General features: G+C 68.3%; 9 protein-coding genes. 7 read left to right on the forward strand and 2 right to left on the reverse strand.

Annotation, left to right across the window (positions count from 1 at the left end; translation table 11 throughout):
- Positions 1-7: 7 nt before the first annotated feature.
- Genes A6A27_RS21430 through A6A27_RS21450 form a run of 5 tightly spaced genes read left to right on the forward strand, consistent with a single transcriptional unit; the run spans position 8 to position 17,621 of the window.
- The gene (locus A6A27_RS21430) at positions 8-2,809 is read left to right on the forward strand and encodes a helicase-related protein (RefSeq protein ID WP_073836424.1); all 2,802 of its coding nucleotides are present in this window, start codon (positions 8-10) and stop codon (positions 2,807-2,809) included.
- The gene (locus tag A6A27_RS21435; RefSeq protein ID WP_073836425.1) at positions 2,806-7,716 is read left to right on the forward strand and encodes a restriction endonuclease; all 4,911 of its coding nucleotides are present in this window, start codon (positions 2,806-2,808) and stop codon (positions 7,714-7,716) included. Before A6A27_RS21430 ends, A6A27_RS21435 begins: the two co-directional genes overlap by 4 nt.
- Positions 7,713-14,141, forward strand: a complete 6,429-nt coding sequence (locus tag A6A27_RS21440; RefSeq protein WP_073836426.1) for a DEAD/DEAH box helicase — start codon at positions 7,713-7,715, stop codon at positions 14,139-14,141. Before A6A27_RS21435 ends, A6A27_RS21440 begins: the two co-directional genes overlap by 4 nt.
- Positions 14,141-16,309: a UvrD-helicase domain-containing protein gene (locus A6A27_RS21445; RefSeq protein ID WP_073836428.1), complete on the forward strand. Its 2,169-nt coding sequence runs from the start codon at positions 14,141-14,143 to the stop codon at positions 16,307-16,309. The genes A6A27_RS21440 and A6A27_RS21445 overlap by 1 nt, the downstream gene beginning before the upstream one ends.
- A gap of 46 nt (positions 16,310-16,355) precedes the next feature.
- Positions 16,356-17,621, forward strand: a complete 1,266-nt coding sequence (locus A6A27_RS21450; protein ID WP_073836429.1) for a serine/threonine-protein kinase — start codon at positions 16,356-16,358, stop codon at positions 17,619-17,621.
- A 256-nt stretch (positions 17,622-17,877) separates the two neighbouring features.
- On the opposite strand, the gene A6A27_RS21455 is transcribed toward A6A27_RS21450, so the two are convergent.
- Positions 17,878-19,974 (reverse strand): HsdM family class I SAM-dependent methyltransferase, encoded by a 2,097-nt coding sequence (locus tag A6A27_RS21455; RefSeq protein ID WP_083672754.1) that lies wholly within the window; start codon positions 19,972-19,974, stop codon positions 17,878-17,880.
- A gap of 96 nt (positions 19,975-20,070) precedes the next feature.
- Between A6A27_RS21455 and A6A27_RS44330 the strand changes: the two genes are divergently transcribed.
- The gene (locus A6A27_RS44330) at positions 20,071-20,244 is read left to right on the forward strand and encodes a hypothetical protein (RefSeq protein WP_158074023.1); all 174 of its coding nucleotides are present in this window, start codon (positions 20,071-20,073) and stop codon (positions 20,242-20,244) included.
- A gap of 47 nt (positions 20,245-20,291) precedes the next feature.
- Positions 20,292-20,999, forward strand: coding sequence for a hypothetical protein (locus A6A27_RS21460; RefSeq protein WP_241825376.1), 708 nt, complete (start codon positions 20,292-20,294; stop codon positions 20,997-20,999).
- Between the two features lie 288 nt (positions 21,000-21,287).
- Here the strand turns inward: A6A27_RS21460 and A6A27_RS21465 are convergent, their stop codons facing one another.
- Positions 21,288-22,217 carry a serine/threonine-protein kinase gene (locus A6A27_RS21465; protein ID WP_241825377.1) on the reverse strand — a complete coding sequence of 310 codons (930 nt, stop codon included), beginning with the start codon at positions 22,215-22,217 and terminating at the stop codon, positions 21,288-21,290.
- Positions 22,218-22,543 lie beyond the last annotated feature (326 nt).

A 22,543-nucleotide genomic window follows, 5' to 3' on the forward strand; every position in this document is an offset into this window, starting at 1 on the left:
CCACCAGATGACCACCTCCCAGGACGCCACCTTCGCCCCGGGCTCCCGCATCGTCGTACGCGACGAGGAGTGGCTGGTCCGCAGCGTCAAGACCGGCACGGCGGACGGCACCATGATCAAGGCCGTCGGCGTGTCCGAGTTCGTGCAGGACGTCGAGGCGACCTTCTTCACCGCCCTCGAAGACATCACGCCGCTGGTCCCCGAGGAAACGGAACTGGTCCCTGACCACTCGTCGCGGTTCCGGCAGAGCAGGCTCTTCCTGGAAGCGGTGCTGCGGCGCACTCCGCTACCCCGCACCGAGCGCGGCCTGGCCCTGGCCGACCGGTTCCTGCTCGACCCGCTGACCTACCAGCAGCGCCCGGTCGAACTGGCACTGTCCGGCCTGCGACCGCGGATCCTGCTCGCCGACGTGGTCGGCCTGGGCAAGACCCTGGAAATCGGGCTGATCCTCGCCGAGCTGATCCGCCGGGGCCGAGGCGAACGAATCCTGGTCGTCTCCCCGCAGCAGGTGCTCGAGCAGTTCCAGCGGGAGCTGTGGACCCGCTTCGCTATCCCCCTCGTTCGGCTCGACTCGACCGGCATCCAGCGCATCCAGCAGGAGATCCCCGCCGGGCGGAACCCGTTCACCTACTTCAAGCGGGCCATCATCTCCGTCGACACGCTGAAGGACGCCGGGCAGTTCGGCCACCACCTTGACGCCACCACCTGGGACGTCGTCGTCATCGACGAGTCGCACAACCTCATCAACAAAGGCACTCAGCGCAACGAGCTGGCCCGCCGGCTCGCCGCGAAGACCGACGCGCTGCTGCTGGCCAGCGCCACCCCACACAACGGCGACAAAGACTCCTTCGCACAGCTGATCTCGCTGCTCGACCCGGCGGCCATCGCCAACGAGAAGGACTACGACGCCAAGGACATCGCCCACCTCTACCTGCGCCGCACGAAGATGAGCCCCGAGGTACGCGACCAGATCGGCGACCGCTGGGCCGACCGCGGCCCGTCCCAGGCGGTGCACTGCCAGGCCAGCCCGCCCGAGGAGCAGATCTTCGACGAGCTGACCGACGTGTGGCTGGCCGGCAAATGGAGCGACGAGGCGATCACCGGCCAGCACCGGCTTTTCCCGTACACCCTGCTGAAGTCCTTCCTCTCCTCCCACCGTGCCCTGCACGAGACGGTGACCAACCGGCGCAAGAAGGCCACCGGTGCCGAGCGGGCGGCGCTCGATCGGCTCGCGGAACTCACCTCCGCGATGACCGACCGGGCCTCCAGCAAGCTGCAGAAACTGGTCGAGGAGCTCAAGAAGATCGGGGTCGGTAAGGGCAGTAACACCCGGGCGGTGGTGTTCTCCGAGCGAGTGCCGACCATCAAATGGCTCGCCGACGCCGTTCCCGCCATGCTCGGCCTCAAGCCGAACGCCGTACGGGTCCTGCACGGCGGCGTCGCCGACATCGACGAGCAGAAGATCCTGCAGGAGTTCGAGCTGGCCGGCAGCGAGGTGCGGCTGCTGTTCACCGGCGACGTCGCCTCCGAGGGCGTCAACCTGCACCAGCAGTGCCACCACCTGATCCACTACGACATCCCGTGGAGCCTGATCCGCATCGAGCAGCGCAACGGCCGCATCGACCGCTACGGGCAGAAGCACCAGCCCCAGTTCCGCGCGCTCATCCTCACCTCCGACCGCGAGGACGCCAAGGACGACCGGACCGTCTCCGAAAAGCTGCTGAAGCGCGAGGAAGTCGCCCACCGCAGCCTCGGCAGCGTCGAAGCCGCCACCGGCCTTTACGACGCCAAGGCCGAGGAGGACCGGCTGGTCCGCGACCTGCTCAACGGCAAGACCGTCGACGAATCCTACGAAGCCGTCCACGCCGAGATCGACGTGATGGCCGACCTCTTCGGCGAGGTCGGCACCGCCCCCGTCGCCGCTGATATCGCGCGGGCCCGGGTGCCGAAGCTGTTCGACTCCACCCGCGACTTCGTCGACGCAGCCCTGCACGAAATCTACGAAGACCGGCCCGAGGACCACATCGACCTGCGCCGCGAGGACGAACTGCTGACCTTCCTCGCCCCCGACGACCTGGTCCACCGGCTCACCGACCTGCCCCGCTCCTACCTGCGCGCCCACGGCGAAGGCGAAGACCTTCGGCTCAAGGTCACCTTCGACCGCACCCTCGCCCAACGCAAACTCGACCAGGCCCGGCAGAGCAAGACACCGATGTGGCCTGAGATCGCCTTCCTCAGCGACGTCCACCCGATGGTCGACTGGCTGGTCGACAAGGTGCTCATCCGCCTCGGCCGCCAGCAGGCCCCGGTGCTCACCGCCGACGTGGCCACCCCGACCTACCTGATCCAGGGCGTCTACGCCAACCGCCTCGGCCAGCCGACCGTGGTGCAGTGGATGGCCGTCTCCGGCCTGCCCGTGGCGCCGGAGATCCGGCCCATGGACGTGGCACTCCGCGAGGCCAACGTCGACCCGTCGATGGTCAACCGCGCGGAAGCGATCGCGCTCGAACCGCTCAGCCAGCTCCTGCCGCAGGCCGTTCAGGTGGCCCGGGAGTACCTGGAGGGCAAGCGCGACGAGTGGGCCGCGGCCAACGCCGAGCCGTTGGAGAAGTACCGCCAGCAGCTGACCCATTTCCAGCAGGCCAGCATCTTCGACGAGTTGCCCGCGCCGCACCGCGAGAAGCGCCGCCAGCGCGTGCAGACCACCGTCCAGGAGCAGCACGATCTGCTCGACCGCCTGGAAACCGCCGGCGACCCGCTGCTGCGGGTGCTCGCCGTCCTCGTACCGTCCCCGGAGAGTGCAGCATGAGTTTCGAGTCGCTGACCAACCGCGGCGAATACCTCTCCGCCCACTACCTCGCCGAGATCCTGCCCACCACCCTCAAGGGCGGCCTGCTCAAGCAGTGGTCGGAGGACGAGAAGGGCGGGCGTGTCACGCCCCGCGCCGGACTGCGCGGCATGCGCCGGCCTTACTTCGACGCCAAGACCGAGCTGGCCGACGACGAGTTCTTCGACGCGGAACGGCTGCGCAAGCTGCACCAGGACCTGCTGCGGGAGCTTGGCTTCGAGCCGCAGCCGCAGACCATCACCGTCGAGCGCGCCGGCCAGGAACACCAGATCACCGTCGCCCACGCCGAGCTGACCACCGGGCACGGCATCGTCGCGCTCGACTGCGGCTGGGCCGTCGACACCGAGGCCGCCCAAGACCCGGACGAGGCCGGCCGCCTCCTCGACGCGGTCACCCTGCCCGGCAACGAGACCATCACCACCGGCGCGAAGCTCGCCTCCTGGCTCTTCGCCGCCGAGAACCCGCCCCGCTACGTACTCATCCTCAGCGGCGGCGTCATCACCCTCGCCGACCGCAGCGCCTGGGGCGAAGGCCGCTACCTCGCCGTCAGCCTAGACACCGCGTACGCCCGCAACGACGACAAGGAGTACGACGTCGTCGCCGCCCTCTTCGGCGCCGACTCGCTGCGCCCGCCCGCCGAGGGTGGCACCGAACCCCTCGCCGACCTGGTCGCCGGCTCCCGCCAGCACGCCGTCGGCGTCTCCAGCGAACTCCGCGAGGGCCTGAAGGTCTCCGTCGAACTCATCGCCAACGAGGTCCTCGACCGCATCCGGCAGGCCGGCTACCAGCCGCAACAGGTGATGGACCTCGACGAACTAGCCAAGGAGCTCGGCCGGGAAGCGCTGCGCTACCTCTACCGAATCCTCTTCCTGCTCTACGCCGAGGCCCGCCCCGAGCTGGGCGTGCTGCCGGTCAACGACCGCGAGTACGTCGAGGGCTACAGCCTCGCCCGCGTCGGCGACCTCGTCTCCCGCCGGCTCGCCCCCTCCGCCGAGGGCGGCTTCCACCTGTACGAGTCGCTCGACCTGCTCTTCCGCATGGTCAACGAGGGCCACCGGGAACGCGGCGGCGCGGAAGTCGACGACAAGGCCAGCGAGGGCGAGGGCCTGCGCTTCGAGCCGATGAAGTCGGACCTCTTCCTGCCGGAGAAGACCAAGCTCATCGGTCGGCTCATTCCCAAGCCCGACAGCGACGATCCGGACGCCCCTGGCGCGCCGACCATCGACACCCGGCTGCGCAACAAGGTCCTCTACCAGGTGCTGCGCCGGCTGATGCTCACCAAGGGTGCCAGGAAGCGCCGCGGCGGCTTCATCTCCTACGCCCAGCTCGGCATCAACCAACTCGGCGCCGTCTACGAAGGCCTGATGTCCTACACCGGCTTCGTCGCCACCGAGCAGCTCTACGAGGTCGCCAAGAACGGCGACCCCAAGGACGGCTCCTGGATGATCCCGGCCTCCAAGGCCGACGAATACGACGACGGCGTCTTCGTCTACAAGGAGGACCCGTACACGGGCGTCCGCAGCCGGGTCAGCTACGCCCCCGGCGCGTTCGTCTACCGGCTCGCCGGCCGTGACCGCCAGACCAGCGCCTCCTACTACACCCCGCAGTCGCTCACCGAGGTCACCGTTCAGCTCGCCCTGAAGTACCGCCTCGACCAAGACGGCACGGTCACGCCGGCACGCGAGCTGCTGAACTGGACCATCTGCGAGCCGGCGCTCGGCTCCGGAGCGTTCCTCAACGAGGCGATCAACCAGGTCGCCGCCGAATACCTGCGCCGCCGGCAGAAGGAGCTTGACACCACTCTCGACCCCGAGCAGTACCACCTGGAACTTCAGCGGGTGAAGGCGTACATCGCCCTGCACAACTGCTACGGCGTCGACCTCAACCGCACTGCGGTCGAGCTGGCCGAGGTGTCGCTCTGGCTCAACGTCATGCACGCCGGCCTCAAAGCGCCCTGGTTCGGTCTGCACCTCCAGCGCGGCAACTCCCTCATCGGCTGTGGACGAAAGCTCTACGACCCGAAGCAGCTCGCCGACAAGTCGTGGCTGACCACCGCACCGACGGAGAAGCCGTTCCGGGACGGGCCGATCGGCGAGGGCAGCATCCACCACTTCCTGCTCCCCGCCGACGGGTGGGGCGCGGCCGCGGGGGAGAAGGAGGCCCGCGAGCTCGCACCCGAGGAGACCGCCAGGCTCAAGGCATGGCGTACGGCGATGAAGCGGGTGCCGTCCGCCAAGGGGAGGAACTCCCAGGTCAAGAGGTTGCAGGCGCTGGCCCGCCGGGTAGAGTTCCTGTGGGGGCTGGTGCAGCAGCGGCTCGACATCTCTGAAGGGGAGATCCGCCGCGACATCAAGGTCTGGGGCGCAGTGGACCTGCCGCCCGTGACCGAGGCGGTAGCCCGGGACAAGATCCTCTCCGACCTGACCGCCCCCGGCACTCCGTACTGGCGGCTCAAGACGCTAATGGACGTGTGGTGCGCACTGTGGTTCTGGCGGCTGGACAAGGTCGGCCTGCTCGACGGCTCCGACCACGCCGCATATCCGCCCAGCCCGGTTCAGGTCACCCACGTCCGCGAGGAGCCGGTGCACGAGGAGCCAGCGGTCTACGAGGTCGCGGACTTTTTCGGGCAGGTACAGCCGCAGCAGCTCAAGATGCCGACCAAACTGACCGGCGGCACAAGGCAGATAACGATAGCCGAACAGCTTCGCCAGCAGGTGCCGCTGGTCGACCTCGACGACTGGCTCACCTTCGTCGAGGCACTCATCGGCAGGCGTGACCTGGACGAGGACACCGAACGGTTCTTTGGCAGGACCTTCACGAGCCTGAAAGAGATGAGCGAGTTCGAGGGTCGGCTGGAGGGCTTGGTCGGGGTGGACTCGTCCTGGACCCTCGCCGACCGGTTCCCATGGTTGCTCGCCGCCGAACAGCTTACGGAACAGCAGGGCTTTTTTCATTGGGAGCTCCTTTTCGCCCAAGCCTTCGCCAATGGCGGCTTCGACCTGCAGGTTGGCAACCCACCTTGGGTTCGCCCGCGCTGGGAAGAAGACGTTGTTCTCGCCGAACTTGAGCCTGCCTTCGCGGTGAAGGGTGCCTTCGATCAATTTAATCGGAGTCGGCGTAAGGCTGAGGTGCTCACAGCGGGCGCGCCGACGTACCTTAGCGAGATGGCGCGAAATGCGAGCGTTGTAGCGTTTCTCGGTGCCGGGGCAAACTACCCGCAACTAGTGGGAACGCAAATCGACCTCTACAGGGCATTCATTCTTCACTCTTGGAGCGTGGCCGGGTCGGATGGAGTAATTGGCCTACTGCATCCTGACTCTCACCTGACCGGGACCAATGAGAGGCGTTTGCGGTCTAGCACTCTTCAGCGTCTGCGAGTTCATGCCCATTTCCGCAACGAACGAAAGATTCTCGCCGACGTTCATAACAATTTCTCTTTCGGAGTCCATATTTATGGGCGGGCTCAAGGTCCGGACTTCCTTCACCTAAGCTACCTTTTCGATCCGTCGGTTTTGGTCGCCTCGCTGAATCATGACGGCATTGGGCCAAGACCAGGAACGAAGCTTGGATCGCAATGGGACATTCGGCCACATCGGGATCGGGTCGTAAAAGTCGACGAGGCTGTGCTCGCAGAATGGAAAGAGCTTTCCGGCGTAAAAGACCTCGCGATTTTGGAAACTCCGATTCGTTACCCGGTTACGATGGCCGAACAGGGCGCGATGCGTGCCTTGGCGCACGCGAGGCTCAAACTCGGTTCACGGCGGCCATGGATCAGTCGTGGATATGTCGAGGGCCTTGCCAAGCGTGAAGGCGTTCTCCAGGAGTTCAGCGGCAGGGTCGAAACCCTCGCGGACGTTATTCTTCAGGGTCCACATTTCGCGGCCGCAACACCCTTCAGCAAGGAGCCGCGGGAGCCCTGTCGGAGTAACAACGACTGGGATCCGGTGGACCTAGGCTGCCTGCCCGCTGACTTCGTTCCATCTACGACGCTAGTGCGCGGGCCGAATGAGAGTCAGTTCAACTCGCTGAAGGAGCGGTGGGACGGAAGGGATTTCACGGATTTCTTTCGCGTGTGTTGGCGTGAGATGATCCCATTTGACACGGAGCGGAGCCTTTTTGCGTCCCTCGTGCCGCCTGGGCCAACTCACGTGAAGGCCGTTCACACCCTCGCTCTTCCAACCAATCGAGAAACCGCCCTTGTCGCCGGCTTCTGGGCGAGCCTCCCGCTCGACTATTTGATCCGAATAGCAGGCAAGTCAACCTTGTATGGAGGGGACGTGCTTGCAATGCCAACGCCTGCAATCGACCATCCTCTGGCAGCGGCCCTGCTTCTGAGGGTGCTGCGCTTGAATTGCCTGACCCGCCCCTATGCCCCATTATTGCGAGAGTTGGCGGAGCCTGGCTGGGTGCATGAAGCGTGGGCGATCAAGTCCAGTGGCCTCCAGTCGCTTGGGATAAGTGGTGAGACATGGACAGAAGAGTTTCCTCTACGGACCGAATGTGCACGGCGGCAGGCGCTGGTAGAAATCGATGCGATTGTGGCTGTTTGGCTCGGCATCTCCTTCGAGGAACTGGCCGCCGTCTATCAGTCTCGATACGCTATCCTCGCCGATCGTGAGAGCGAGATGTGGTTTGACTCGGCCGGTCGTAGGATAGCGAGGGCGCATAACGCTTTTGGGCTTGGGCAAGAAAAGATGCACTACGAAGAGTTGATGGCGTACTTGAGCGACCCGGATCGGAACCCCCCACCTGAGGGATACAAGGCGCCGTTCTACAGGGCGCATCGGGAGAACGAGTACCGACAGGCGCACGCCGTCTTTAGCAAGCGCCTTCAGGATGCCATCGACGCGGGCTGGCAGACAGCATGAAGCCGACCATCGCCGCCGACACCCTGCGCCGGGCCCTCACGCAGTACCTGACGACCACCTTCGGCCTGACCGAGGAGGGCGTACGCCAGGGCCTGGAGGGCTTTCTTTCCCACCCGGAGCAGGGCATCTTCCGCGGGCCGTACCTGCGGATCCGCACCCCCTTCCGCCCGGCGGAGGGGGACTGGCGGGCGTGCCTGGACTGGGCACCGGCCGACTTCACCCCTTACCTGCACCAGGCGAAGGCGTTCGCCCGACTGTCGACCAAGGGCAGGGCGGCCGAGCCGACGCTGATCACCACCGGCACCGGCTCCGGCAAGACCGAGTCGTTCCTGATTCCCGTGCTCGACCACTGTCGCCGGCAGCGGCAGCAGGGCAGGGCCGGCGTCAAGGCGATCCTGCTCTACCCGATGAACGCCCTCGCGACCGACCAGACGCAGCGCATCAACGAGCTTCTCTCCGATCCGGAGCTCAGCGGGGTCACCGCCGGCCTTTACATCGGTGACGTGGCGGCGATCGAGTACCCGCATGTGATGACCAAGCGGTCGGAGATGCGGCGCACTCCGCCGGACATCCTGATCACCAACTACAAGATGTTGGACCTGCTGCTGCAGCGCGCCGATGACCTGCCGCTCTGGGAGGGAGCCGAGCCGGCGTACGTGGTGCTGGACGAGTTCCACACCTACGACGGCGCGCAGGGTACCGACGTGGCGATGCTGCTGCGGCGGCTCGCCGCCGCGCTCGGTCTTGACGAGCCGGACCGGCCGCTCGGGCCGATCTGCCCGGTCGCCACCTCCGCCACCCTCGGCGAGGGTGGTGGCCGGGACGGCCGAACGGCCATCCGTGAGGTCGCCGAGCAGGTCTTCGGCGTCCCCTTCGACGCCGAATCGCTCGTGGGGGAGGACCGCTACGAGCCAGGCGAGTTCATGGCCCGCCAGGACTTCAACCTGCCGCTGCCCAGCCCCGAGCAGCTCGCCGCCGTCGACGAACGCCACCCCGACCGGATGATGGCCGAGGTCGCCGAACTGGTGCTCGGCGAACCCTGCCTCGACAACCCCACTCGACTCGGTGAGCTGCTGCGCCAGCACCCGCTGACCAAGGCGGTGCTCGACTCGCTGCAGGCACGGCCGGGCACCCTCGACGAGATTATCGACGTGCTGCCCCGGAAGAACGCCACCGGCTGGGGCAGCGCCATGAAAACCCGCCCCGAGGTCACCGCGAAGGCCCTCGCCCGCTTCGTCGGCCTGCTCTCGATGGCGCAGAATCCGCAGGCGCCGGGTCGCCCGCTGCTCAACATCGAGACCCACCTGTGGGTACGCGCGGTCTCCCGGCTGCTGCGCGGCACCTCCCACCAGCCCGCCTTCGGCTGGTACGGCGAATCACCCCGCGAGCTCGACCCGTACGCGCCCGACGCGGACGTGGTGGTCGCCGACAACCGCTACCCTCGGCTACCGGCCATCTACTGCCGGCACTGCGGCCGTTCCGGCTGGATGGCGCTGTCGCCGGAGAAGGACCCGCAGGAGCTGGAGACCGACCCGGACAAGATCTACCGGGCCAGTGTTGGCAGGGACAAGCGCCGAGTCCGCGCGCTGATCGCCGCGACCGAGGATGAGATCCGGCAGCGCCCCGGCGGCCTGTTGGTCCTGGAGTACGGCCGCCGGGTGCGCCCCTTCGACCCGCAACGGGACAGCGAGCCCGGCGACGACGCGATCGTTGTGCTCGGCGACCTGTCCGCGATCGACGCGGCGGAAAAGGACCGCTGCCCGTCCTGCGAGATGGACCACGGCATCCGCTTCCTCGGTGCAGGTCTGGCCACCCTCGCCTCGGTAGCGATCACCCAGCTCTTCACCGGCGGGGAGCTGGACGAGCGCGAGAAGAAGACGCTCCTGTTCAACGACTCGGTCCAGGACGCCGCGCACCGTGCCGGTTTCGTCGCCAACCGCTCCTACGCCTTCTCGCTGCGCTCCCTGCTGGCCGACCAGCTCTCGCCGGGTGAGCCCGTAGGGCTCGACGATCTTGTGGCGAAGATGGTGGAGGCGGCCGCCCAGCCGGAGATCCTCTCCACCGTCGTCCCGCCCGACCTGCACGACCAGCCGGGGGTCGACAGTCTCCTCGCCGGTGAGCACACCGGCAGCCGGGAGACCTGGTCGCTGATCAGCGAGCGACTCGTCTTCGCCGCCGTGATGGAGACGGGGCTGCGCTCCCGCCAGGGGCGCACGCTGGAGCTGACCCGCAGTGTCGCCGTCGAGGTCGCCCTCGATGATCCCGCGAAGGCCGCCGCGATCTGCCGGGACGTCCACCTCACCGGCCCCGCGCAGCTCAGTGCCGCGCCCCCGGACGACGCCCGCTACCTCGCGTTCCTTCGCGGCCTGCTGGAGCGGCTGCGGACCCGCGGCGCGGTCTACCACGAGTGGCTGGTGCCGTACCTGAAGCGGGGTGGCACCCGGTGGCAGGTCTGGGGTGGCCGCCCGGCCGGTATGCCCGCGTTCCCGAAGGGTGTGTCGGCGCCGGCGTTCCTGCTCGCGACGTCGAAGTCCCGCTCCGAGTTCGACGCGATCGCGGCCCGTGGCAACTGGTACCAGGACTGGACCTCGCGGTGCCTCGGCATGGACCTCGGCGACACCGGCACCTATCTTTCCCGGCTGCTGCCGGCCTTGGCCGCCGCCGGCATCGTCGCCGCTGGCGAGGCCGAGGACGGCAACGCGGTGTACGGGCTGATGCCCGGCCACCTGCGGGTCACGCGGCTCGCCGACGCCGACGCCGTGCGCGCGGGAGTCGGCTGCGACACCTGCCACTGGCAGCAGACCGAACACCCCGACCGGGTCGGCGACTGGCTCGGCCAGCCGTGCCGCCAGTACCGCTGCCGCGGCCGGCTCCAGGCCGCCCACGACGACACCGCGCCGGACGACTACTACCGGCGGCTCTACCTGGAAAGCTCCGTCTTCCGGGTCGTCACCGGCGAGCACACCGGCATGCTCACCCGCGCCCAGCGGGAGACTGTGGAGAAGCAGTTCCGCGAGGGCCAGCGGTACACCGACCCGAATGTGCTCTCCTGCACGCCCACCCTGGAAATGGGCATCGACATCGGGGCGCTCTCCGCGGTTGTGCTGGCGTCCCTCCCGCACGGACCGGCCAACTACGTGCAGCGGGCCGGCCGGGCCGGCCGTAAGAGCGGCAACGCCCTCGTGCTCACCCTGGTCGGGCGCAGCGAGCGGGACCGTTACTACCTGACCGAGCCGCGGGACATGATCGCCGGGCACATTGTGCCACCCGGCTGCTTCCTGTCCGCCGTGGAGATCCTGCGCCGGCAGTACCTGGCGCACCTGATCGACCTGGCCGCGCGCGGCCGGCTGCCCGGAGTGCTGCCGATGCCCCGGCGGGCGCACGTCCTCTTCGGACCGAGCGGCTGGCTCACCAACCTCGCCGAAGCCGGCCGCCGCGACGGCGCCCGGCTGGTGGAGGACTTCCTGGCGCTGTTCGGTGACAAGGTCCTGCGCGCCGCCGCCGACCAGCTTCGGGAGTTCGCGGTCGACGGCATCGTGCACCGGGTGAAGGAGGCCGACGAGACCTGGGAGGAACGGCTGGCCGATCTGCGGCGCCGCCTCCAGGAGATCGCCACCGCCCGCGGCGCCCTGGTGCCCAGCGACCCGGACCACGCCCGCGAGATCAGGATGCTCAAGGCGGAGGAAGCCGCGGTCCGCCGCCGCCTACGCGAGGTCAGCGCGGCCGCCGCCCACGGCACCATGGTCGAGTTTGGGCTGCTGCCGAACTACGCGCTCATCGACAGCCGTACCGACCTCGAAGCCACCCTGACCTGGGAGGAGCAGACCGACGGCGACCGCCGGTTCCACAGCGAACTGCGCGAGTACGCCCGCCCCGCCCGCCAAGCGCTCGTCGAGATCGCCCCAGGCAACAGCTACTACATCCGCGGCTACAAGCACGAGATCTCCGGCCTCGACGTCGGCCCGGCCGACCGGCCCGCGTACGAGCAGTGGCGGGTCTGCGCCCAGTGCGGGTACGTGCGCACCCACCTGGCCAAGGAGGACACCAGCGTCTGCCCGCGCTGCCAGGATCGGGGCATCGCCGACCACGGACGGCTGTTCCAGGTGCTCCAGCCGACCCGTGTCTACAGCCGGGACAAGCGCGACGACGCCCGGATCCGGGATGACAGCGACGACCGGGACCGCCGCTTCTACGCCACCACCGTCGCGGTCGACATCGACCCCGCCAAGGTCGGCTCGTCGTGGCGGCACGCGCACGACACCTTCGGCGTCGACTACAGCCGGCACGCCATGATCCGCCACTTCAACCTCGGCGCCCAGCGGTACGACCGCGCCGCCGAGCTCTTCGCCGGTGACGAGGTGCGGATCAACCGGTTCCACACCTGTACCTCCTGCGGTGGCACCACCGTAGACGGCCTGCCGGCGGCGAGCCAGCAGCTCGCTGCGCAGGCCTCCGGTGCGACCGTCGTGCAGGGCGCGGAGCATCACCGGCCCTGGTGTCCGTACCGGCGCTCCCCGGCAGTGCCGGAGGCGCACGTGGACCTGATCCTGGCCCACGAGCTCGAGACCGAGGCGCTGCGCATCCTCATTCCGGCGGCGACCGCGCTGGTGCAGGAGAGACTGCTGTCCTTCGCCGCCGCGATCAAGCTCGGCATATCGGCCCAGTACGGCGGCGAGCCGGCCCATCTGCAGGCCGTGTCCGCCACCATGCCGGATGGGCAGAGCGACGGCACCCGCAACTTCGTGGTCGTCTACGACACCCAGCCGCAGGGCACCGGCTACCTTCACCGGCTGGCGAAGCCGGAGGAGTTCCGCGCGGTGCTGGAGCTGGCCCGGCAGCGCATCGCCGACTGCGACTGCCGGCACGAGGCGAAGCCGGTGTGCCACCGGTGCCTCTTGCGTTACGCCCGCAACGAGCACTTCGCGCTGATGAGCCGCGACGAGGCGCTGGGCATGCTCGACAAGCTTCTCGACACCTGGGATGTCCAGGAGGGCACCCGTACCGATGAAATCTCGCTGATCCATCAGGTGGAGAGCGAACTAGAGCTGCAGTTCCTGACCAAGCTGCTCACCCTCGGCGAGACGCCAGGCTCCGGGCTGCGCATCGACCGGCGCCGCGACCACGACGGCGCCCGCATCGCCGACCTGCGATTCATCCGCGACGGCGGGCAGAGCGTCACCCACTGGCAGATGAAGCTGCAGAACACGGTCAAGGGCACCCGACCCGACGTGCACTTCAAGCGACTCGACGCGCCCTCTCCTGAGGTGGCGGTCTATCTCGACGGGTTCAAGTACCACGCCACACCCCAGTACAACCGGCTGGCCGACGACGCCGAGAAGCGAGCCCGGCTGCGCGCCCACGGCTACCTGGTCTTCGCCGCCACCTGGGATGACGTCAAGACCTGGGGGAGCGCCGAGGGACACGGGCGCTGGATGCCGTACGGCGGGGTCTGCAAGCAGGCGGCCCGGGACAACTATCGGAAGTTCCTCCCGGGCGCAGACCCGGACGAACTCGAAGAGACGATCTGGACCAACCCGGTCGAGCAGCTGATGCGCTTCCTTGCCGACCCTGATCTCGTGCGATGGCAGCGCCGCGCGGAAGCGACCCTGGCCGGGATGCTCAAGCAGGCCCGCGACAACAGCCCCACCGACTCCGCCGGCGTCGGTGAGCGACTGCTCGCCTCGCTGCGCGGCGAATCGCTGCCCGCGCCCTCCCCGCAACGCCACATCATCGTCGCCCGCGCTCGCGACAACGCCGATTGCGCAGTGACGCTCGTTGTCGACGGCCGCACCAAGCCACTGCCGACATGGTCAGCGCTCACCGTCGTCGACGACCTGCCGGCCGCGGTCGCCGACGAGGGACACAAGGAGCGCTGGACGGCCTGGCTCGCCTGGGGCAACGTCATCCAGTTCCTCGGCAACGGCGGTGGTGACGCCGGCCAGCTTGCGGTCTCCGCGCTGGACGCCTTCGATCCCGCGTCGATGGCGGTCACCGAAGGCACCGGGCTGGTGCTGGCCCAGCGCGCACTGCCACTGGACGAGGAAACCGCCACCTGGCTCGGCGTCGCGCCTCAGCCGGTGCAGGCCGAGCCGGATCCGGTCGACGACGAGTCGCCCTGGCAGGAGGTCCTGCGGTACATGGACCGCGACGAGAACACGCTGGAGCTCCTCGTCCAGCAGCTCGCGCGGCAGAACCTGCCCGCGCCGGTGGTGGGCTACGAGCTCGGCGACCAGGCGTGGCCGGCCGAACTCGCCTGGCCCGACCGGCGGATCGCCATCGTGCTCACGGGACCGGTCGACGACCCGGAGACGGAAGACCGGGACCGCGCGTACGCCGAGGCGGGCTGGCATGCGCGGACCGCGCGGGAGTGGTCGGTTGAGGAGCTGGCAGCACAGCTCACGGGGACGAGTGGGGGACAGAGCTGATGAGCACCGGAGCCACCCTGCGGATGCTGGACCGAGCCGACAAGGAGGTCATGAAGCTCACCCGCGCCGAAATCGGCGCAGTCTACGAGTTCATGCACAAGTTCCGGCACAACCCGGAGAACCCGGGGCTCAACCTGAAGTCGCTCAACGGCGACGCCCGGCTAATGTCCGCCCGGGTCAACCGGGACTACCGGGCGCTGCTGCTGCACATCGCCGACCGGGACTATCTGCTCGTCGACGTCAAGCACCGGGGCGAGGTGTACGACGACCTGTCCCGGTACGCGTACCGGATCAACCGGATCACCGGCGGCATCGAGGTCATCGACCTGGCGCCGGTCGGCGACAGCATCGTCGGCCGGGTCGTGCCGCCGGACACCGAGCCGAAGCCCGCTCAGAAGCCCCTCTTCGACGTGTACACCGACGCCCAGCTCCTGGACCTGGGCGTCTCCGAGCCGCTGCTGCCGCAGATCCGCGAACTCACCACCGAGGCCGAACTGCTGGAACTGCTCGACCGGGCGCCGCAACTCACCACCGACGTCCTGTTCGCGCTCTTCGACGGCACCCCCTACGACGAGGTGCTCAAGCAGGTCACCGACCCGGTACGCGCCGACGAACCGGTCGACCCGGAGGATTTCGAAGCGGCGGTGGAACGCCCCGCCACACAGGTCACCTCGGACGACGAGGCGCTGCAGGCGATCATCGGTGAAGCCTTCGAGCGGTGGCAGATCTTCCTGCACCCCACTCAGCGAAAGCTGGTCGAGAAGAAGTACAACGGCCCTGCCCGGGTCGGCGGCGGCCCCGGCACCGGCAAGACGATCGTCGCGCTGCACCGGGTCGCGCACCTCGCCCGGCAGCTGCCGCCTGGCACGGACAAGCCAATCCTGCTCACCACATTCAACCGCAACCTCGCCGCCGACCTGCGGACCCGGCTGCTGGCACTCGGCGGCCAGGAACTGGTGGCGCGCGTCGACATCGTCAACATCGACCGGCTTGCCAGCCGCGTCGTGACCGAGGCGAAGGCAGGTGGGAGCCGGCGGGTCGTCGACGACAACCGGGTCCCCGAGCTGTGGAGCGAGTTCCTCCTCGAGACCGGCGAGTCCGGCTGGGACGCGGAGTTCCTCGCCGCCGAGTGGACCCAGGTGATCCTCGGCCAGGTCCTCAACTCTCGGACTGAGTACTTCAAGGCGCGTCGCCCCAACCGAGGCCGCAGTCTGACCCGCGTCGAGCGGGACCAGATCTGGCAGCTGACCGAGCGTTTCACCACGTGGCTCGAAGGCCGCGGTGTCTGGACCTGGCGCCAGGTTGCCCAGCGGGCAGCACGCCTGGAGATGGACCGCGCAGCAGCGTCCAGCGAATCATCCGGCGGCTTCCACCGCCCCCGCTACCGCCACATCGTGGTCGACGAGGCCCAGGACCTCAGCGCCGCCCACTGGAAGATGCTGCGCGCCATGGTTGCTCCAGGCCCGGACGACCTGTTCCTCACCGGCGACACCCACCAACGCATCTACGACAACCACGTGACCCTGAGCAGCCTCGGCATCAACATCCGCGGTCGCTCGTCCCGCCTCACCCTCAGCTACCGCACCACCCGGCAAATCCTGGCCGACGCACTGCAGATCATGACCGGAGAGGTGTACGACGACCTGGACGGTGGCGAGGAGGACCTGGCGGGTTACCGCTCGCTGCTGCGGGGCGCCCGGCCGGCGTTCCGAGGCGCGGCGACCTGGGCGCAGGAACGGGATCTGATCGCCGAGCAGCTGCGGGCCTGGGGCAACCCGACCGACGGCTCGGTGGCCATCTGCCTACCGACCAGGGAACTAGCGGCAGACGTGCTCAGCCGGTTGGAAGCCGACGAACTGCCGGCCGTGGAGATCGGGCCGGACGGCCCGAAGCAGCCGGACGGCATCCACGTCGGCACCATGCACCGGTTCAAGGGCCTCGAGTACCAGCGCATGATCATCGCCGGCGTCAGTGACGGGCTGGTGCCACGCCAGATGATCAGCCGGTACCGGGACACCGACCCCAAGCGCTACCAGCGCGAGCGCCAGCGGGACCGTTCCCTGCTCTTCGTGGCGGCCACCCGGCCCCGCGACGAGCTGGCGGTGTTCTGGCACGGCACGCCCAGCCCGTTCCTGACCGCCCGCCTCGTGCAGCGGCAGCTAACGTAACTGCTGGCCGCGGTAGGGGCCAGCACGCGAAGAGGGAGAGGCAGAGGTGCAGGCGCGGGACCGCATCGCCGACCGGTATGAGCTCACGTACCCGATCGGGCGTGGCGGAATGGGCCAGGTCTGGGCAGGCTACGACGAGCGGCTCGACCGGCCGGTGGCCGTCAAGTTCCTCCGGCAGATGGAGGTGCCTGAGGACGAACGGGACGTCGCGGTCAAGCGCTTCCGGCGGGAGGCGCGTGTCACGGCACGTCTCGACCACACCGGTGTGCCGGTCATCCATGACCTCGGAGAACACGGCGAAGACCTTTACATCGTCATGCAACTCGTGCGGGGCATCGAGCTCGCCGACCTCATCGCCGAACGGGAGCAGCTCAGCGTCGGCGAGTCCACCTCGATAGCCAGCCAGGTCTGCTCCGTGCTCGCCACTGCCCACGATGCTTCCCTGGTGCACCGCGATCTCAAGCCCCAGAACCTCATGATCACTCCCTCGGGAGGAGTCAAGGTCCTGGACTTCGGTGTCGCAGCCCTGCTCGGTCCCGCCGAGGCGTCCCGACTGACGGCTACCGGTCACACGCTGGGCACTCCGCCGTACATCGCACCGGAACAGGCCGCCGGAAACCCGACGGGACCCGCGGCCGACCTGTACGCGCTCGGCTGCATCCTCTTCGAAATGCTCACCGGACGCCCACCCTACGAGGCCAAGAACGCCCCGGACATGCTCCGCCGGCACATCCAGGCACCGATCCCCGTCATCACCGAATACCGGCACGACGTTCCCGACGACCTGGCACACCTGCTCTACTGCCTGCTCGCCAAGAAGCCGACCGACCGCCCCGGATCGGCATCGGACGTCGAACAGCTGCTCGCCCCGTTCCATCCGGAGACGGATCAGGCCTCAACGGGAAGTGGACGCCGGACACCGCCGGCAAGGACTGACGGGTCAATTGAGCGGATAGGCCCGGCAGTGGCTGGTGAGCCGCAACAACTGGAAGAACTGCGTGAGCGGGGACGAGAGTTGGCCGAGGCGGAACGCTTCGCGCAAGCTGCGGAGGTCCTGCAGCAGGCGTTGCTGCCGACGCGAGCAGGCCTCCTTGAGCCGCAGGTCATCGCTGTCCGGATGGACCTCGCCAACGTCCGCATGCTCGCCGGGGACTATCGGAATGCCCGGCGTGACTTCGACGCACTGGCGCAAGACCTCGGGGGACCGGGCGGTGACCTCGATCTCGCGCAACGCTGCCGGCAGCAGGCCCTCGCGTGCGACGCTGAACTGGCTTTCTCGCCGCTGCCGGCACCTGCCGATCTGGCCGATTGACGCGGCCGCCATCACGAGTGGCGGTCCGGCTCGTTCCCAACCCGTTACCACGTCTCGCGGTCGCCGCGGCTCCGGTCGCCGATTGAGCAGGACGGTCTCGCGCGCCTGACGCGCGCCCGGTTCGATGTGAAGCCGGCGCGAGACCATGCAGTCCTCCGCCTGGCGATTACTGTTGGTGGGGCGGCTCGTCTGTTGCGGCTCGGCGACGTTCCGCTGTTGGGATGCCATGAACAACGGCTCGCCAGCCATTTCGTGGTCAGGGCGAGACGCCGAGAACGCCGGCGGTGAGACCGTCGGCGATATCGCGGGCCAAGGCGGTTCCGGTAGCGGCGGCTTGGTCGAGCCTGGTGCGAAATGCGGCGAGTTGGTGAAAGGCTTGTCCGTACGTTTGCTGCTGGTCCAGCGGCAGCACGGGGATCGTGAGTCGCCTGATGTCGATGCGGAGTGTCCCGCTTCCAGTGCTGGAGGCGCGGCCGGCGACGCGCAGGTTGTCTGTGCGGGAGATGACGCCAGCGACGAACCACGGGTCGAAGCGGGTCGTGTCGACGCGCATCAGCTGCACGCCCGGGCCCAGTTCTGCTCCGATCTGCTCCGGGGTTGCTACGTGGGCGATGATCTCGCGGGCGATGATCGGGATGAGGATGTCACCGGCCTGCACGCGCGGTCCCGGATGGTCGTCTTCAGCCTGGTCGTTAGACCCGGCTGCCGAGCGTCCGGACAGGATGTTGGAGGCAGTCAGCACTGCGTTGTCGGAGGCGGTGCTGACTGATCGGGTGCGTGAGGTCGCGCGATGCACGGAAATGCTCCCTGATCGGATCAGGTCGGCAATGTCGGCTTGTGGGGCTGCGTGTAGTGCTGCGGTGTGTACCTGCTGTACGGGTGGGAGGCCGCGCCGTAGCTCCTCAAGGAGCTCGTCGAAGTCGCTGATCTTGGCGAGGATCTGCGCCGGGGTGGCGGCGAGCTCGTTGGGCTGAGGTACGTAGCGTTGCGGTGTCAGGTCGACCTGGTCATCGAGCACATCGATGGCGGGTACGGTGCGGTGGACGCCGGGCTCTTCGGCGGTGTCGTTGGACAGGTAGGCACGCCATGCTGTCCCCACAATGTCGTTCAGGGGGCGGGTCTTCGAGGCGGTTGTGGTGTCGACGACCAGTAGACCTGCCGTGGGTGGCTGCTGCGGGTTGGGCTGGGTGAGGACCCAGACGTGCAGGCCGATGCCGGTCGGTGGCATGAGGCCGGCGGGCAGGGCGATGACGGCGCGCAGCGCGCCGCGGCGTACCAGTTCGGCGCGGACGCGGCGGCCGGCCGGGCGCAGCGCGGCAGCTGGGGGCATGAGTACGACGGCGGTGCCGTCGGGGGAGAGGTGGGCCAGGGCGTGCTGCACCCAGGCGAGTTCGGGTTCGGTGCGCGGGGGCAGGCCGTAGGTCCAGCGTGGGTCGTAGGCGAGGCGGTCGTGGCCCCAGTCATGGATGCCGAACGGGAAGTTCGCCACGACGACGTCGGCCCGCAGGTCGGGCAGGGCGTCGGCGAGCAGGCTGTCGCCGACGTGTACGACGGGCGGCTCCGCGGGGTGCCCTGCGCGTCGGGCACGCAGGTGTACGAACCATAGGCGTAGCAGGGTGATCAGCGCGTACTGCGGCTTGATCTCCTGCGCGTAGCAGCGCGTGATTGTGGCGTTCTTAAGTGCGAGGTCGGCGGCCATGCGCAGGATCGATCCGGTGCCGCTGGTGAAGTCCAACGTGCGGGCGCCGGTGCCGGCGAGTGCCAGCATCACCTCGGCGACGCTGTCCGGCGTGCCGGCGAGGCCGGACAGCGGGTTGGCCGATGTCACGTACCGGTTGTGCAGGTACTCGAAGGCAGCCTCCGGGGCCTGCTCGAAGGCAAGTTGGTTCACCGTGCGCAGCAGGGTGGTGAGCTGCGGCGTCCATTGTTTCGGCAGCAAGTCGCCGACGAGTTCGGCCAGGCCGGGGTCGAGGGCGGCCAGGCGGGTGGCGAGTTGTATCGGAGTGAGTAGGGCCTCGTCGGCGGGCTCGTTCTGCTGGGAGCGGACGAGTAGGTAGGCGCCGCAGATGCCGAGGGCGTCGGTGATCTGTGCAGCCGGCTGGTAGCTCTCGATGTGTCGCCAGACCCACTGCTCGATGCTGGCGCGGTGCAGCCGGCCGTGCTGGCGGAGCCACTGCTCTACTTCGCGTGCGTCGAAGGATGGGCTGGTCGGGGTGCCGCCGACTGGTGACGGGAAGTCGGCGTAACGGCGGCGCCAGTTGCTGACCGCGGCCCGGCCGACGTTGGCCAGGCGCGCAATGCCGCTGGCGGTCAGGGTCGCGTCTCCGATGGCCATGTTCGGCTCTCTTGTCACACGTGAACGCTACCATGTCGTCGGCTCTTGTTTACAGGGTTCACAAGCGCTACATTGCTCCTGGTTCCGATATACAAGCCACCTTTGGGGGTATCCATGCCTCGTCGTGGACGTAGCACCACCGTCGGCAAATTCGCCAAGTTCTATCAGGACCGTCGGGTCTCCGAGATTCGCGTGCTCGGCGAGCTGCTGCGCCGCGAGCAGCACGCCGCGTCCGGCGACGGCGCAGAGGTGGCCGACGTGCGGGAAGGCGCCATCGCCGCCCACTGAACCGGATTCGTTTCATCCCAACGATCGAAGGAGGACCATGAACACCCTTGCTCGCGTCTGCGCTGCCCACCGCCTCGACCTCATCCTTCTCGCCGGTCGCGTACCTGCTCGCCGGGGTGCAGCAGTACGGCTCGGGGAACAGTCGGGCCATCGCTCCCGAGGCGTATGCGCGTGTGCGCCTTGACCCCGTGGTCGGCGCGGCCATCGCCGACGCCTACATGGCCGCACCGACCCGGGACGAGCGGGCCTTTACCGCGTACGCCGCGTTCTGCCGGGAGACCGTGCGGCAGTACCACTTCCTGGTGGGCCGGGTCGAGTTCGGTGGCCTTGGCGTGACGGTGCGGATCGTCGACGAGGACCCGTACCTGGACGTGGAGTCCATGGTCGAGGACGTGCAGGGGCGCCGGTTGAAGGTGTGGGCCAGCGCCGCGACCGGCAACCCGCACCCGTACCTCAGTGACTGCGAGAACGACATGTTCCGCGCGGTGCACGACGCGTTCGGTCACGCGTCCAGCGGCCGGGGCTTCGACCGGCACGGCGAGGAGGCGGCCTGGTTGAAGCACAGTGCGATGTACTCGTCGCTGGCCCGGCGTGCGCTGGCGACTGAGACGCGCGGTCAGAACTGCGCGCAGATCTTCCACTACGGGGGTGGCCGGTTCGCGGAGCAGAAGGCCGTGCTGTTGCCCCGGTCGTTCAGCGATCCGCGTCTGGTGCGGATCGGTGGGATGGGGGTGAAGACGAGAGCTGCTTGTTGAGCCGCTCAATCTCCTGCCGCAGTTCCATCACCGTGGCGTGTTCCGGTCCGTCCAGTCGGACACGGTCCTCTAGCAGCATGTTGAGTTGACGCAACGCCCGCCTTTGCTCGCCGAGTGGTACGTGGGCGCGGGCGGCGCGCAGCCGGAAGTCGAATACCAGCCGCTGGTCCTCGCCGTGCCGCTGCGCGAGTTCACTGGCGAGCCGCCGCCACTCTCGCGCGGCGGCTCGGAACTCGCCGGCGGCGTGCAGCTGCTCGGCCTGCTTCGCGGCCTGCTCGACATCCAGGTCTACGTTCCCATGCTGTGCGGGGTCGGCTGCGGCACCCGCCCGATGATCGCGGCGTATGCCCGCACGGGGCTCATGCCGTCGGCGACCACGCCGGGGAGGGGAGGAAGGTCCTGGGCAAGTGGCGCCAGTACGCCGTACACCTCGGCAGCGTTGGCGGGCCGGTCCTGTGGGCGGGTCGCCAAGAGCGCGTGGACGAGATCATCGAGCTCGGTGGGGATGTCTTCGCGCAGCTCGGCGGGGCGCGGTGGGGGGTCGGCTAGCTGGTGCCGCACCGTGGTCATGGTGGTCACGCCGGCAAACGGTGCGCGGCCGGTGAGCAGGTCGAACAGCGTGGCGCCCAGGCCGTACAGGTCGGTGAGGTGGTCGGAGGCGCCGCCGAGGATCTGCTCCGGTGCCATGTAGCCCACGGTGCCCAGGCTCTGTCCGCTCAGGGTGATCCGCGAGTAGCGGTCATCGTCGCGCATGACGGCCAAGCCGAAGTCGAGCACTTTGACCGCGCCGCTTCTCTCCAGCATGACGTTGCTCGGCTTGATGTCTCTGTGCACCAGACCGATGTGTTGCGCGGCGAGCAGGACGCTGCTGACCTGTGCTCCGATGGCGGCTACCCAGGCGATCGGAAGCTCTCCCTGCTCGGCGACCAGGTCCGAGAGAGTGATGCCGTCGATCTTTTGCAGTACCACGTAGGGCAGGCCGTTGTGCTCGCCGAGGTCGTAGACAGCGGGGACCCCGGGATGATCGAGCCGGGCGGTCAGGAGCGCCTCGCGGCGGAACCGACGCACAAGATCAGCGCTCGGGACGCTGACGACCTTCACGATCACACCGCGGTCGAGCAAGGTGTCGTGAGCTGTCCAGACCTCGCCCATTCCTTTGTGCGCCAACGGGAGCCGGCTCACGTTGTACCGGTTCTTGAGGCTCGCGCCCGCCACCACGGGGGCCAGCATAACCGCCAATGACCGGCCAGGCACGGACGGCTCGGGTGAAAGGCGCCATAGTGAACTTACGCAACAAGATGATGCTTGCAAGCGGCGTTCACAATATGATTCACTGTGGTCGGTTCGGGGTGCCAGGACGCCACCGGGCGGCCGTACGTGTCGCGCGGGCGCCGCCGCTCACCCCTGTCCAAGGCTCACGACAGTGCCAGCACATGGCGCCTCGGTCTACCCATGGCGCCGGCGACGGGGGGAATGGTATGGCTGAGCTGGCCATCGACCGCGGATTTCTGCCCGCGTACCCCAGGCTGGACCGCCGAGTGCAG

It is taken from the genome of Micromonospora sp. CB01531, assembly GCF_001905095.1.
GTDB lineage: Bacteria > Actinomycetota > Actinomycetes > Mycobacteriales > Micromonosporaceae > Micromonospora.